The sequence below is a fragment of the Mesorhizobium sp. M0715 genome, assembly GCF_040320355.1.
GTDB lineage: Bacteria > Pseudomonadota > Alphaproteobacteria > Rhizobiales > Rhizobiaceae > Mesorhizobium.
This window is the reverse complement of record NZ_JAMYPL010000008.1, coordinates 1-14,111: the sequence shown is the minus strand read 5'-3', so window position 1 is coordinate 14,111 and position 14,111 is coordinate 1. Positions and strand designations below refer to the sequence as shown.

The window sequence follows — 14,111 nt, the reverse complement described above, 5'->3', positions numbered from 1 at the left end:
ATAGTGCGTCGATGATGGCCAGGCTTGCAAGATGCGCGTTGCAATGAAGGGGCCAGGCTCATCATTGCGGCGGCCGATACCTATCGCCGTCGATTTGCCGATCAGATGCCGCTTCGGTCAATCACCAGATCGGCGGCGCCAAACCGGTCCTTTGCCGTCAATTGCTGGTGCCAGTAGGGATAGAGCAAGGGCGGCCGGCTGACCGCGTCGAGGCGCTCGCGCTCCTCGCCGGAAAGCACCAGGCTTGCCGCCGCGATGTTGTCCCGGAACTGCGTTTCCGTCCTGCCGCCGATCACCAGCGAACTGACGGCCGCCCGGCCAAGCAGCCAGGCCAGCGCCACCTGCGCTGCCGACACGCCGCGCTGCGTGCCGATCTCGACCAGCACATCGACGATCCGCCACAGCCGGTCCTCGTCGCGGATCGGTGGTTCCGACCAGCCTGCGAGTTGGCGGGCAGTGGGGCTGTCGCGGCGGTATTTGCCGGACAGCAATCCGCCGGCAAGCGGGCTCCAGACCAGAACGCCCAACCCCTGGTCGACGGAAATCGGCAGCAGTTCGTACTCCGCCTCGCGCGCTTCCAGCGTGTAGTGGATCTGCTGCGTGACGAAGCGCGGCTGATGATGGCTGTCGCTGACGCCGAGCGCCTTCATCACCTGCCAGCCGGAATAGTTGGAGCAGCCGACATAGCGGATCTTGCCCTGGGCAACCAGCGTATCGAGCGCGGCGATGGTTTCCTCCAGCGGTGTCACGCCATCCCATTCGTGCAGGAAATAGATGTCGATGACGTCGGTCCTGAGCCGCTTCAGGCTCTTCTCGCATTCGCGGATCAGGTGATGGCGCGACAGGCCTTCATCGTTGGGACCTTTGCCGATCCGCATCCGTGCCTTGGAGGCGATCAGCACGTCGCCCTTGCGCTTGCCGCCGAGCGCTTCGCCGATGATTTCTTCCGACATGCCGTTCGAATAGACATTGGCGGTGTCGATGACATTGATGCCGGCGTCGATGCAGAGATCGATCATCCGGCGCGCCTCGTCGAGGTCGGTCTTGCCGACAGCCGAAAATGCACCGGCGCCGCCGAAAGTCATGGTGCCCATGGTCAGCGTCGATACTTTCAGGCCGGAACGGCCGAGAGTGCGGTATTCCATGTCGGTCCTCGCGATTGCATTGAGAAGGGGTTGGGAAGGGCGCCCGAATGTGGCTGCTATTTGTAGGACAATTTGCGCGGTATGTCTCCATGCCAGGGCGGCGGATCGATCATGCCTCGCAGGTTTTTCCAGTGATGGCGATCAGGTCAGGCTGCAATAAAACCGTCATTGCGGGCCTATATTGAAGTCGGCTCAGGCGTTGCCGTTCCGGGCTGTAAGCCGGGAGTTTGGGGCGCCGGACGTGGATCGACAGAGCTTGCAAGTGGAGCAGCCGATAATGACCGAGCTAAAACAGAATTCTGCGGCCAGGGATTGGCTTGAAGCCGAACTCGCCGACACGCTCGACGAAGACTATGAGCTCGAAATGTCGGAGCCGGCGCTGTCGATGGAGATCGCCAAGATCTACAAGAATTCGCATCCGCCTTCGATCGATCGCATGCAATATTTTCGCGACCTGATCAGCCTGCAGTCCGAATTGATCAAGCTGCAGTCCTGGGTCGTCTATCACAAGAAGAAGCTGGTGGTGATCTTCGAGGGACGCGACTCGGCCGGCAAGGGCGGTGTCATCAAGCGTATCACCCAGCGGCTCAACCCTCGCATCTGCCGTGTCGTGGCACTGCCGGCACCGACCGAGCGCGAAAAGTCGCAATGGTATTTCCAGCGCTATGTCCCGCATTTGCCGGCCGGCGGCGAGATCGTGCTGTTCGACCGCTCATGGTACAACCGCTCGGGCGTCGAGCGGGTGATGGGCTTTGCCAGCCCGATCAGGTCGAAGAATTCTTTCACGACGTGCCGGAGTTCGAGCGCATGCTGGTCCGCTCGGGCATTACCGTGGTCAAATACTGGTTCTCGATCACCGACGAGGAACAGCAGATGCGCTTCCTGATGCGCATCCATGATCCGATGAAGCAGTGGAAACTGTCGCCGATGGACCTGCAGTCGCGCGTGCGCTGGGAGCAATACACCAAGGCCAAGGAAGAGACCTTCGCCCGCACCAACATCCCGGAAGCGCCCTGGTTCATCGTCGAGGGCAACGACAAGAAGCGCGCGCGGCTGAACTGCATCGACCATCTGCTCAAGCAATTGCCCTACGAGGAGGTGCCGCACGAGGAGATCACGCTGCCGGAGCGCGTCTTCAACCCCGAATACGAACGCCAAGTGCTGCCGCGCGAGCTTTACGTGCCGGAGAAGTATTGAGATAGACGAAGCTGCAATCTCCCCCTCGAGGGGGGAGATTGGCTCTCCACCTACGCCCGCTTGATGATGACGTGCGTGGCGAGCGGCGTCGCCACCTGCTCGTTGCAGACATAACCGAGCTTGAGCATGTCGAGGCCGGTAAAAAGGTTCTCGCCCGTGCCCAGCAGCACCGGCGCGATCGCCAGATGCATCTCGTCGATCAGTTTTTCCTGCAGATATTGCCGGATGGTGGCGACGCCGCCGCCGACCCGCACGTCCTTGCCGCCAGCGGCAGCCTTAGCCTGTTCAAGAGCTGAATGGATACCGTCAGTGACGAAGTGGAAAGTGGTGCCGCCCTCCATCGTGATCGGTTCCCGCTTGTGATGGGTGAGCACGAAAACCGGCACATGATAGGGCGGGTTGTCGCCCCACCAGCCCTTCCAGCTGTCGTCAGGCCACTCGCCGCGGATCGGTCCGAACATGTTTCGGCCGAGGATCCAGGCGCCGACATTTTCGAAGCTGCGCGCCGCGAACGCCTCGTTGACGTCGGTGGTGCCGCCATCTTGTCCGAGCACCATCTCTCGGAAGGTGCGGGTGTCGACAAACCACTTGTGCAAGGATTCCCCACCGACGCCGAGCGGATTTTGCAGATCCTGATCAGGACCGGCGCCATAGCCGTCGAGCGACAGGGTGAAAGCGTTGACGCGAAGTTTGGACATGCGAGCCTCCTCGACAACCAGTTGTATTTTGCAAGCAGTTGTTTTGTATCAAACTGGTTTTTAATTGCAAGCAGTTTTCTGGCGGCAGCAATCTCCCAACGTAGCGGACCTGCAACGCTGGGGTACGAAAGGCGGGGTGCAGCCTTGTCAGCTCGGCTCGACTTTACTGTCCCGTTTAGCGATCAAATGGTCCCGCAAGAGGGACAACACCGTCCCGGCAAGCTCGTCGGGCGCCTCGCAATGCGCCGACGTCCGGTAGTATCGGTCGACGGCAAAGCCCAGACCAACGGCCAGCAATTCGATATCTCCGGCTGCCTCAACCTGCCCAATCACCTGCAAAATATGGTCTTGGAGATAGTGCGCTCCATTTGCCAGCAGCGTGGCGTCGTCAACGGGTGCTCCGTCTGAGACAACAAGCAGAACCTTACGGGCCTCGGGTCGTTCTCGCAGACGCCCAACGGCCCACTCGATGGCTTCGCCGTCGATGTTCTCCTTGGGAAGGTCCGGCCGTAACATCGGCTTGAGAACATGACCCAAACTGCTCTGACGGCTGTCGTCGGCCTGCCGGTAGATAATGTGCAGCAGGTCGTTCAGCCTTCCCGGATTTTTGGGCCGGCCATCTTCATTCCAGATGCGCCGCGATTCCCCACCGCGCCAATTGCGCGTGGTGAACCCAAGGATATCGACCTTTATGCCGAGTGTCCGCAGAAACTCCTGTGCAATGTCGACTGAAGCAGCCGCGTACAGCATTTTCTGGCCGCGCATCGATCCGGACTGGTCGACGAGAATGGAGACGACCGTGTCAGCGCGGTCAGGCGCCGATACGCTATCCCGGACTTCAGTGGCAATATCCGCTGCCAGAATCAGATGCTTCGTCCTCCAGCCGGCGAGGCCGCTCTCCAGCTCTGCCCATATCGCCTCGACCGCGGATTTATGTTTGTCCGAAAGCTGCCCGATAGCGTTTGACAGTTTTAGGCTCGGCACAATCCAGTCATGGAGCGTGACGTAGGCGTGATAGCCGGGCGTAGCAGTGTCGCCGCGTGGCACGGGGACAAACAATGATCTGAAATGCTTGCCCAGCCTTCGCAGCAATGTCGGCTATCCCTTCAGCAGTTCCGCCACTTCGGGCGCGAAATAGGTCAAGATGCCGTCGCAGCCGGCGCGCTTGAAGGCGAGCAGCGATTCCAGCATTGCCTTCTCGCCGTCGATCCAGCCATTGGCGCCTGCCGCCTTGATCATCGAATATTCGCCCGACACCTGGTAGGCGAAGGTCGGCATCTGGAACTCGTCTTTCAGCCGTCGGATGATGTCGAGATAGGGCAGGCCGGGCTTGACCATCAGCATGTCGGCGCCCTCGGCAATGTCCTGTTCGGCCTCGCGCACTGCTTCGTCGGAATTGGCGTGGTCGATATAGTAGGTCTTCTTGTCGCCCTTGAGCAGGCCGGCGGTGCCCACAGCCTCGCGATAGGGGCCGTAGAAGGCCGACGCGAATTTGGTCGCGTAGGACATGATCGCGACGTCCTGAAAACCGTTGGCGTCGAGCGCGTCACGGATGGCGCCGATGCGGCCGTCCATCATGTCGGACGGCGCGATGATGTCGGCGCCGGCGGCCGCCTGGATGACGGCAGCGGCGGTTACCTGTTCCACTGTCTCATCGTTGACGATGATGCCGTCGCGCAGGATGCCGTCATGGCCGTGGCTGGTGAACGGGTCGAGCGCGGCGTCGGTGATGATTCCGATCTCCGGCACCGCGTCCTTGATCGCGCGGGTGGCGCGGTTGATGACATTGTCGGGGTCGAGGATGTGCGAGCCGGTCTGGTCGCGCAGCGAGATGTCGACATTGGGGAAGGTGGCGAGCGCGGGAATGCCGAGCTTTGCCGCGCGTTCGGCCTCCTTGACGGCGAGATCGATCGACAGGCGGAAGACGCCGGGCATGGCGGCGATCGGCTCGCGGACACCCTTGCCCTCGACGACGAAGATCGGCCAGATCAGGTCGTCGACCGTGAGCCGGTTCTCCTGCACGAGGCGGCGCGACCAGTCGGCCTTGCGCATGCGGCGCAGACGGCGGCTGCCGGTGATCTCGTCGACGCCGCGCGCGCCGGCGGGCTTTGCGGGGGTGAATTTGTTCATCGCCAATACTCTCGTTCGGGCAGGCTTTTACCACGAGCTCCCGCCGCTGACCAATGCGGCACGATTGTGCCAGCGACGCGGTCGAGGTCTATTCGGGTTGCCCATTGCCTGACAGAATCTGTGCTGCGCCCCTGATGGCGACACGGAAAGCCTCGTCGAAGCCGACACCGCGCACCTGCCAGATGTAGGTCTTGCCGGCCATGGCCAGCCGCCAGTCGGCGATCCAGCCCAGTTCCTTGTCGCTCCAGACAAGGTTGCCGGAAAGCGCCTGGTCGGCACCGGCCTTTTTCGCGATGCTGTCGAGCTTGGTCATCTCGGCGTTGCGAAGTGTCTGATCGTCCAGCCCGGCCTGCGACAGCAGTGCTGCCGTGGGAAAAGCCACCTGCATGGCCAGTGGCGCGGCGGCATTGCTGAAGGATTCGCGCATCAGCATGCCGCGCTCGTCATTGGCATCGAGCGCGGCATGCCTTGGGCCGCGTTCGGTCACCAAAAACACCGCCAGCCGTGGCCGCTCGGTCAGCCACGGCCTGCTGTCGAGCGAAGCCAGCACCGGGTCGATGTCAGCCGGCTTGTACTGGCAATAAAGATTATGAGGCCGATCGTACGTGCCCTGATCGTCATGGTTGGGAATGCCTTCCATGCGGTCGCGGTAGCGAAAGCCAGCGACGAAGCTGCCGGCCTTATCACGCAATACCGTCATTTCAGGTTTCGCCGGCAGGCGCTGATCACCGGAAATCCGCACCAGAACCGCGTCGAGACAGCGCTTGAAGCCGGACTGGCGGTTCTTCTCGTACTTGCCGTTGACGATGGTCTGCGAACTGTAGAGGTCTTCCAAAGTCCCCGCCATGACAGGGTGAACAGCCAAGCAGATGCTCAGCCCAATTGCCACCGGCGCAAAGCGTGAAAATCGAGTCATAACCAATCGTCCCGTTCGAAGACCCGCCAGAGCTGCGCTGCAATGAACTCTATCCAGTTTTTCAGTATTGCAGCTCGATTTTTAGTACCGGCTCCTGGTCCGGGCCAGAGCTTGCACCGGTGTGCTCGCCATTGACGCACCCATGCGCCACGCTTTAGCACTTCAGTCCCGGCGGCCGGGGGAGGGATTCTTCACGATGGATTTTGGCGGAGGCGACGAGATCCGCTTCGAACATCTGGGCCGGGCCGGCGTCGTCACCTTGACGCGGCCGCAGGCGCTCAATGCCTTGACGCACCGCATGATCGGGGCGCTCGACGCTGCCCTTTCCGCCTGGGAGACCGACCAGGGCGTCGATGTCGTCGTCGTCAGGGCCGAGGGCAGGGCCTTTTCGGCCGGCGGCGATATCCTGCATGTCTATGAGACAGGCCGGGCGGGAAAACCGCCGGTCGAGTTCTTCGCCGACGAATATCGCCTCAACGCCCGCATCAACAGTTATAGGAAACCTTATGTGGCCCTGATCGACGGCATCGTCATGGGCGGTGGTGTCGGAATCTCCTTCCATGGCTCGCACCGGGTGATGACCGAGAATGCCCAATTTGCCATGCCGGAGGTCGGCATCGGCTTTTTTCCGGATGTTGGCGCCAGCCACCTGCTGCCTGATCTCGGCGGCTCCTTCGGCATGTATCTGGCGCTGACCGGCAATCGCATCCGCTATGGCGATGCGCTGTGGTCGGGGCTGGCCACCCACACCATCAAGGCCGAGGACCAGGCTGGCTTCCTCGACCGGCTGACACTGACCGGCGATCCGGAATCGGTGCTGCGCGGCTTCTTCGTGCAGGCAAGGCGAGAAACCGACAGACCGACGCTGGAGGCGATTGTCCGCCATTTTTCGCAACCGTCCCTGAACCGCGTCATCGACAGCCTCGAGCGTGCGGCCGCCGCCGATGAGTTCGCGGCAAAGACACTGGCGACGATCCGCACCTGCTCGCCGACCAGCCTGCGCGTCGCCTGGCGGCAGATCAGCGCCGGACTGACGCTGTCCATGGAAGCCTGCATGAAAATGGAGTTCCGCATCCTCAACCGGATGCTCGCCGGCCATGATTTCTACGAAGGTATCCGCGCCGCCATCATCGACAAGGGCTCGAAGCCGCAATGGCGGCCGGCAAGCCTCGCTGCGGTCAGCGAAGCGGATGTCGATGCCTATTTCGCTCCGCTCGGCGAACGGGAACTCTTGATATGAGCGAGGTGACCTCGAGGCGCGTCGTGCTGCAGCCCTCCGGGGTGGAGGTGATCTTCGCCTGGTTCCAGCGCGTCATATCGGGCTACTGCCTGCTGTTCGGCATTCTCTACTGGATCAGGTTGATCGGCTTTTATCCGGGTACGCTGTGGCGGTTCGACCTGATGCCCGTGCACTGGCAGGTCGCGGCGGTGGTGCTCGCCGTGTTCTTCCCCTTTGCCGCTGCCGGCCTGTGGATGCTGGCGTCCTGGGGCCCGGTGATCTGGTTCATTTGCGCGGTGACCGAGACGGTCATGTATGCCGGCTTTCCCGAGCTATTCGGCCATCGCTTGCTGATTGTCGTCTCGCATGCGGCGGTGGCGGTGCTCTACATTGTCTTCCGCGTCGTCATCTACCTGCAGAAGCGCCCGGTCCGCCACTAAGCCCTTGAGCACATTGGCGGCCCCGCTGTCGCCTCGAATGAGCCCCGCAATCGTTGCCGAAATCTTTAGGTTAATTATCCTTGCTCGGGTGACCGTTCGTTAAGCCTCTTGCGAAACCTCTTACCGGTAAGCTCTTGTTAGCCCTAGCGTTTAAGTCGAATTTTATGAGTATTCGATAGTGTCGCGATCAAGGTGAAAAACAAAAAATCACCAGGGCGACAAACGAGAGGCAAAGACAATGATCAATTCGCGTCCGGCGGCGAAGACCGCCAACGTATCCGACGATCGCCGCGAGGCTATCCGTTCCCTGTACATGGAATCGCTGCAGCTTGTTGAGCGGCTGCACCGCCGCCTGCTTGATGTGATCAAGGACGAATTCGACCGCAACGGCCGTTCCGACATCAATGCCATCCAGGCGCTGCTGCTGTTCAATATCGGCAATTCCGAGCTGACCGCCGGCGAGCTGCGCTCGCGTGGCTACTATCTCGGCTCGAACGTCTCCTACAATCTGAAGAAGCTGGTCGATCTCGGCTTCATCAACCACCAGCGCTCGCGCATCGACCGCCGTTCGGTCCGTGTCTCGCTGACGCCGAAGGGCAACGAGGTGGCGGAGGTCGTTGCCGGCCTCTACGAGCGTCATGTCGGCTCGATCGAACAGGTCGGCGGCATCAACACCGACGAGTTCAAGCAGATGAACCGCGCTTTGCAGCGGCTCGACCGCTTCTGGAACGACACCATCGCCTACCGGATGTAAGGCGCCGCATCGGATCCGGCCCGCGCCACAGAAGCGCGGCCGAAATATCGACCTTCAGTCAGGGCCGGTGCCGAGAGGCATCGGCCTTTTCTTTTCCTGATCCCAAAGCCCAAATATCCGGCCAGGTTTGCTTTCGCTGCAGCAGTGCCTAATGTCACGGCCTGGAGGGGCGCGTTATGGGTGAGGGAAAACGCACGAAGATTTGCTCGGTTGCCGCAGTGCTTTTGTTGGTCTCGCAAACGGCTTTTGCCGAGGAATGGTGGAAGGATTCTTTCGCTGGGGAAGGCAGCGAGCCCTGTGACAACAATGACTCGATAGTGACGTTTACCGACAAAGCAATGGAAATGTGGGAGGTCCGCTGCACGTTGGACAAGGTTCAGAAGATCAACCGCCTGGATGTCGTCATCCTGGATATGACGTGTACGGACGGCGAGAGCACAGACAAGAGGCGGGAGCTGCTGCTCAAACTCGAGGACAACAAAGTCCTGCGCTACCCCCAGCATGAGGTGTTGCAACGATGTTCGGAATTGAAGGCGAAGCCAGGTCCGGGCCCAAAGGTTGAAACCTCACACTGAGGGATCGTGAGGATAGGCAGCGCGTCTCGTGGAGCGGCCGAACCGCCGTCTGCTTGACGCGATCAAGGATGCCGATCGATACCGAAAAAGCACGGGCCTTTCATTTCGCTGCGGCGCCCGATGCAAATCGCGGGCCAAGGCCACGTTGCCGCCATATTCCAATGGAACCGAGAGTGGCAGTGATGCTGGTGTGAAGACCATGCGTTCACCCGCAATCCGTATCGCGCCTGGGCGCTGTCACACCAAGGTGATACGGAGCATGGTTGGCTAATTGTTAAGATTGCCAATTTTACAGTGCGGGCGAGATCGCCCGGTGATCAACGCAGCAAGTGATCGAACTGCTACAAATGTCTGGAACGTCCATGAGAACCAGCCGTCGTTTTTTCCTCTCCGGAGCCTCCGCGCTCGCAGCAGCGGTGGTCGCCGGCGGCGCCAATGCGCAAGATGTGATCGGTGATATCCTGAAATCCTCGGCGCGCGGCAATTGGGACGACCAGTTCGACGCCCGCGCCAGCGAGGGCGGAAAGGTGGCCTCGACGCTGCCGATCTTCAGTCTGCAGACCGTCGCCTTCACGGAACAGGCAGTCGCGCAGTATCAGAATATTGTCGGGCAGGGTGGCTGGGTCGATGTTCCCGCGACCAAGAAACTGCAGCTCGGCGTCGATGATCCCGATGTGGTGCCATTGCGCAAGCGCTTGATGGTCGCGGGCGACCTGTCGCAGAGCGCCGGCATTTCGACAGCTTTCGACTCCTACGTCGACTCGGCGGTCAAGCGCTTCCAGCTGCGCCACGGCCTGCCTGCCGACGGTGCGCTCGGCAAATACACCTACGCGGCGATGAATGTCTCGGCGCAGATACGGCTTGGCCAGTTGCAGACCAATCTGCAGCGGCTACGCGAAAAGGCCGGCACGCTGGGCAACCGTTATGTGCTGGTCGACATTCCGGCAGCGCAGATCGAAGCGGTCGAGAACGACCGCGTCGTGCTTCGCCATACCGCGATCGTCGGCAAGATCGATCGCCAGACGCCGATCGTCAATTCCAAGATCAACGAGATCATCGTCAATCCGTACTGGAACGCGCCGGTCTCGATCGTGCGCAAGGATATCATTCCGCTGATGCGGAAGAATCCCGATTATCTGAAGGACAGCCATATCCGCCTGTTCGCACCGGATGGCAGCGAAGTCGACCCGTTGAACGTGGACTGGTCGACCGACGACGCGGAGAAGTACCGGTTCCGCCAGGATCCGGGTTCGGAAAACGCCATGGCCTCGGTCAAGATCAATTTCCCGAGCCCCGACGGCGTCTACATGCATGACACCCCGCAGCAGAGCCTGTTCGGCAAGATGATGCGGTTCGATTCCTCGGGCTGCGTGCGCGTACAGAACGTGCGCGACCTCGTCACCTGGATTTTGCGCGACACGCCCGGCTGGGACCGCCAGCATTTCGAGGCGGCGATCAAGACCGGCCAAAACACCCCGGTCCAGGTCACCAACCCGGTGCCGGTCCACTTCCTCTACCTCTCGGCTTGGTCGACAGGCCCGGGCGTCGTGCAGTTCCGCGACGACGTCTACGCGCTCGATGGCAATAACGAGCTGCAGATCACGTCATCGCTTTAAATAGCTGATTTTTTTACAGAAAAGGCCGCCTGTCAGGGCGGCCTTTTCGTTGCTTGGGTCCCGCTGCGTTTTTCGCGGGAGGGGCGGCTGGACGGATCGGCCGGCTTTGCGCATGGTCGGCGGACAAGTCTGGAGCCGGATCATGGAAGTCGCCGTCTTTATTCTGATCGTGCTCGTCTTCGTCGCGCTTTCAGGCGCGCTGGTGCGCTTGGTGCGCGTGCCGCTGCCGGTGCTGCAGATCGCGATCGGCGCCGCACTCGCCTGGCCCGTGCGCGGCATCCATGTCGAGATCGATCCGGAACTGTTCCTGCTGGTGTTCATCCCGCCGCTGCTGTTCGGCGATGCCTATGGCGCGCCGAAGCGCGAACTGATGGCGCTGCGTGGACCGATCCTGGATCTAGCCATCGGGCTCGTCTTCTTCACCATCGTCGGCTTCGGCTATGCCTTGCACTGGCTGGTGCCGAGCATCCCGCTGGTGGTCGCCTTCGCGCTCGCCGCGGTGCTGTCGCCGACGGACGCGGTGGCCGTGTCCTCCATCGTCGACAAGAATGTCGTTCCGGCGCGGCTGATGCACATTCTGGAAGGCGAGTCGCTGCTCAACGATGCTTCCGGCCTCGTCATGTTCCGCTTCGCCGTCGCGGCGGCGCTGACAGGTAGCTTTTCCTTCGCCGCGGCTTCGCTCAGTTTCCTCTATGCCGTCGCCGCCGGCATCCTGATCGGCGTGGCGGCGTTGTTCGTCGCCGCCAAGCTGCTGCAATTGCTCAACCGCATCGGCGGCGTGCCGGCCGAGGCGCAGGTGCTGGTGATGATCCTGCTGCCCTTCATCGCCTATCTCAGCGCCGAGCACGTCGGAGCGTCCGGCATCCTGGCGGCGGTCACCGCCGGCCTGCTCACCGGCGGCTCCGGCGTGTTCCGCTTCCTCGGCGTCTCGGCGCGCATGCAGACGATGTCGCTATGGACGACGCTTTCCTTTGTTTTCAACGGCGCTCTCTTCATCGTGCTCGGGCTGCAGCTTCCCGACATCATCCGCCGTGTGCCGCCGGAACTCATGAGCCTGCATCCGATCATCCAGCCGATCGCGACCGTCATCGCGCTGACGCTGTGCCTGATCGCGCTGCGCTTCCTGTGGATATGGATCGGCGATATCGCAGCCGGCATCGCCGCGCGTCTGGGCAAGCGCAAGGTGGAGCCGTTCGGGCTGCGCGTGCGGCTCGCCGGTTCAGTGGCCGGTGTGCGCGGCGCGATCACGCTGGCCGGCATCCTGTCGCTGCCGCTCGCCATGCCGGACGGCTCGCCGTTTCCGGCGCGCGACCTGGTCATTTTCCTCGCCGCCGGCGTCATCATCTGCACGCTTGTCTTCGCCAGTCTCGCTCTGCCGACGATCGCCAGGGGGCTGGTCGAGCCCGGTGAGGATGCCGGTGCCGCCGAGGAGCGCCTGGCGCGTGTCGGCGCTGCCAAGGCGGCAATCGCGCGCATCGAGAGCATCGCCGGAGTTGCTGATGATGAGGGAGGCGAGGTGCCTGGCGCCAGGCTTGCCGCCGCCGATAGCATTGTCGCCGGTTACCGGCGCCGCATCGCCGCCTCCGACGAAGCCGATGAGGCGCGCGCCGAGGCGCGCGAAGCCGGAAGGCTGGAACTTGAACTGAGATTTGCGGGCATCGAAGCCGAGCGCGAGGCCGTGCGTGCCATGTTTCGTCGGGGCGAAATCAACGACCATACGTCGCAGGCGCTGTTTACCGAGATCACGCTCACCGAGGCCTTGCTGAAAGGCCGCAAGGCGAGGAAATAGCGGCCTGCGGCTTCGCTGGCGCAATCCGGCCAGCAAATTTCGCGCCGCAAACGTGGCGGGGCGAAAACAACTGTGTTAATGGCGCGGCAAATGCATGTCGCCCAAAAGTGTGCAGCGATTTTGGGACAACGACATGCATAAATCAAAAATTGTCCCCGAACCCCGAGGATTTCAGGCCATGGCAACAGCAGCGGCAGTGTCGAACAAATTCGAATCCTTCTTCGAAACCACGCTGGCCGACGCCGATCCGGAGATTTTCGGCGCCATCCGCAACGAACTCGGTCGCCAGCGCCACGAGATCGAGCTGATCGCTTCGGAAAACATTGTTTCCCGCGCGGTGCTTGAAGCGCAGGGCTCGATCATGACCAACAAATATGCCGAGGGCTATCCGGGCAAGCGTTACTATGGCGGCTGCCAGTTCGTCGATGTGGCCGAGGAACTGGCCATTGAGCGGGCCAAGAAGCTGTTCGGCTGCAACTTCGCCAACGTCCAGCCGAATTCCGGCAGCCAGATGAACCAGGCGGTGTTCCTGGCGCTCTTGCAGCCCGGCGACACTTTCATGGGCCTCGACCTCAATTCCGGCGGCCATCTGACCCACGGTTCGCCGGTCAACATGAGCGGCAAATGGTTCAAGGTCGTTTCCTACGGCGTGCGCCAGGACGACCATCTGCTCGACATGGACGCCATCGAGAAGACCGCGCATGAGACCAAGCCGAAGCTGATCCTGGCCGGCGGCACCGCCTATTCGCGCGTCTGGGACTGGAAGCGTTTTCGCGAGATCGCCGATGCGGTCGGCGCCTATCTGATGGTCGACATGGCGCACATCGCCGGCCTGGTCGCCGGCGGCGTGCATCCGTCGCCGCTGCCGCATGCCCATGTCGTGACCACCACGACGCACAAATCGCTGCGCGGCCCGCGCGGCGGCATGATCCTGTGCAATGACGAGGACATCGCCAAGAAGATGAATTCGGCGGTGTTTCCCGGCCTGCAGGGCGGCCCGCTGATGCATGTCATCGCTGCCAAGGCGGTGGCCTTCGGCGAAGCGCTGAAGCCGAGCTTCAAGGTCTATGCCGAGAGCGTCGCCGCCAACGCCAAGGCGCTCGCCTCCAGCCTCAAGGAGACTGGTCTCGACATCGTCTCCGGCGGCACCGACAACCATCTCATGCTGGTCGACCTCAGGCCCAAGAACGCCACCGGCAAGCGCGCCGAGGCGGCGCTGGGCCGCGCCAACATCACCTGCAACAAGAACGGCATCCCGTTCGACCCGGAAAAGCCTTTCGTCACCTCGGGCGTGCGTCTCGGCACCCCGGCCGGCACCACGCGCGGCTTCGGCCAGGCCGAATTCCGCGAGATCGGCAAGCTGATCGCCGAAGTGCTGGACGGTCTCAAGGTTGCGAATTCCGACGAGGGCAATGCCGCTGTCGAAGCTGCGGTCAAGGCCAAGGTCGTGGCGCTGACCGATCGCTTCCCGCTCTATCCCTATCTCGGCTGACGCGATAGGAAGTCTTACCGCCTGCGGCAACCCCAAGCCTCGGTGCAGCACGTCGGGGGCGCCCGCCGGAGCCAGGGTGGAGGGCCCCAGTGTGTGGTCAGAACGATCGGCCGGTTTAGCGGTGGGCGCTTTGGTCACGG

Annotated in this window: 12 protein-coding genes and 1 pseudogene; 8 read left to right on the top strand and 5 right to left on the bottom strand. The window is 62.0% G+C overall.

All coding sequences use genetic code 11. The features are described 5' to 3' along the window. Positions 1 to 101: 101 nt before the first annotated feature. Positions 102 to 1,145: an aldo/keto reductase gene (locus NKI21_RS12040; RefSeq protein WP_352442537.1), complete on the bottom strand. Its 1,044-nt coding sequence runs from the start codon at positions 1,143 to 1,145 to the stop codon at positions 102 to 104. A gap of 277 nt (positions 1,146 to 1,422) precedes the next feature. Between NKI21_RS12040 and ppk2 the strand changes: the two are divergent. Continuing rightward, a pseudogene (gene ppk2, locus NKI21_RS12035) lies at positions 1,423 to 2,342 on the top strand (polyphosphate kinase 2). A 50-nt stretch (positions 2,343 to 2,392) separates the two neighbouring features. Here the strand turns inward: ppk2 and NKI21_RS12030 are convergent. The 4 genes from NKI21_RS12030 to NKI21_RS12015 all read right to left on the bottom strand — a co-directional run bounded on the left by NKI21_RS12030 (position 2,393) and on the right by NKI21_RS12015 (position 6,035). Then, positions 2,393 to 3,040 (bottom strand): dihydrofolate reductase family protein, encoded by a 648-nt coding sequence (locus NKI21_RS12030; protein WP_023810218.1) that lies wholly within the window; start codon positions 3,038 to 3,040, stop codon positions 2,393 to 2,395. Positions 3,041 to 3,187: 147 nt separating this feature from the next. Then, the gene (locus NKI21_RS12025; protein WP_352442539.1) at positions 3,188 to 4,132 is read right to left on the bottom strand and encodes a cobaltochelatase CobT-related protein; all 945 of its coding nucleotides are present in this window, start codon (positions 4,130 to 4,132) and stop codon (positions 3,188 to 3,190) included. A gap of 6 nt (positions 4,133 to 4,138) precedes the next feature. Continuing rightward, the gene (gene hemB, locus NKI21_RS12020) at positions 4,139 to 5,170 is read right to left on the bottom strand and encodes a porphobilinogen synthase (RefSeq protein ID WP_352442541.1); all 1,032 of its coding nucleotides are present in this window, start codon (positions 5,168 to 5,170) and stop codon (positions 4,139 to 4,141) included. 88 nt (positions 5,171 to 5,258) lie between these two features. Continuing rightward, entirely contained in the window at positions 5,259 to 6,035 is a 777-nt protein-coding gene (locus NKI21_RS12015; protein WP_352442542.1) for a DUF8605 domain-containing protein, read from the bottom strand. A gap of 247 nt (positions 6,036 to 6,282) precedes the next feature. Here NKI21_RS12015 and NKI21_RS12010 point away from each other — a divergent pair, with 247 nt between their 5' ends. From NKI21_RS12010 to glyA, 7 genes are all read left to right on the top strand, one after another. Continuing rightward, positions 6,283 to 7,326 (top strand): enoyl-CoA hydratase/isomerase family protein, encoded by a 1,044-nt coding sequence (locus tag NKI21_RS12010; protein WP_352865695.1) that lies wholly within the window; start codon positions 6,283 to 6,285, stop codon positions 7,324 to 7,326. Further along, positions 7,323 to 7,745 (top strand): DUF6163 family protein, encoded by a 423-nt coding sequence (locus NKI21_RS12005; protein ID WP_023810222.1) that lies wholly within the window; start codon positions 7,323 to 7,325, stop codon positions 7,743 to 7,745. The genes NKI21_RS12010 and NKI21_RS12005 overlap by 4 nt, the downstream gene beginning before the upstream one ends. Before the next feature lie 238 nt (positions 7,746 to 7,983). Beyond that, a complete protein-coding gene (gene ldtR / locus NKI21_RS12000) occupies positions 7,984 to 8,499 on the top strand; it encodes a transcriptional regulator LdtR (RefSeq protein WP_008875359.1) in 516 nt (171 codons plus the stop codon). A 176-nt stretch (positions 8,500 to 8,675) separates the two neighbouring features. Beyond that, positions 8,676 to 9,074, top strand: a complete 399-nt coding sequence (locus NKI21_RS11995; RefSeq protein ID WP_352611698.1) for a hypothetical protein — start codon at positions 8,676 to 8,678, stop codon at positions 9,072 to 9,074. A gap of 362 nt (positions 9,075 to 9,436) precedes the next feature. Continuing rightward, on the top strand, positions 9,437 to 10,690 hold the full coding sequence (locus NKI21_RS11990) for a L,D-transpeptidase family protein (RefSeq protein WP_352865691.1): 1,254 nt from the start codon (positions 9,437 to 9,439) through the stop codon (positions 10,688 to 10,690). Positions 10,691 to 10,832: 142 nt separating this feature from the next. Next, a complete protein-coding gene (locus NKI21_RS11985; protein ID WP_352865688.1) occupies positions 10,833 to 12,479 on the top strand; it encodes a Na+/H+ antiporter in 1,647 nt (548 codons plus the stop codon). 178 nt (positions 12,480 to 12,657) lie between these two features. Then, on the top strand, positions 12,658 to 13,971 hold the full coding sequence (gene glyA / locus NKI21_RS11980; protein WP_013532252.1) for a serine hydroxymethyltransferase: 1,314 nt from the start codon (positions 12,658 to 12,660) through the stop codon (positions 13,969 to 13,971). The last annotated feature ends 140 nt before the right edge of the window (positions 13,972 to 14,111 follow it).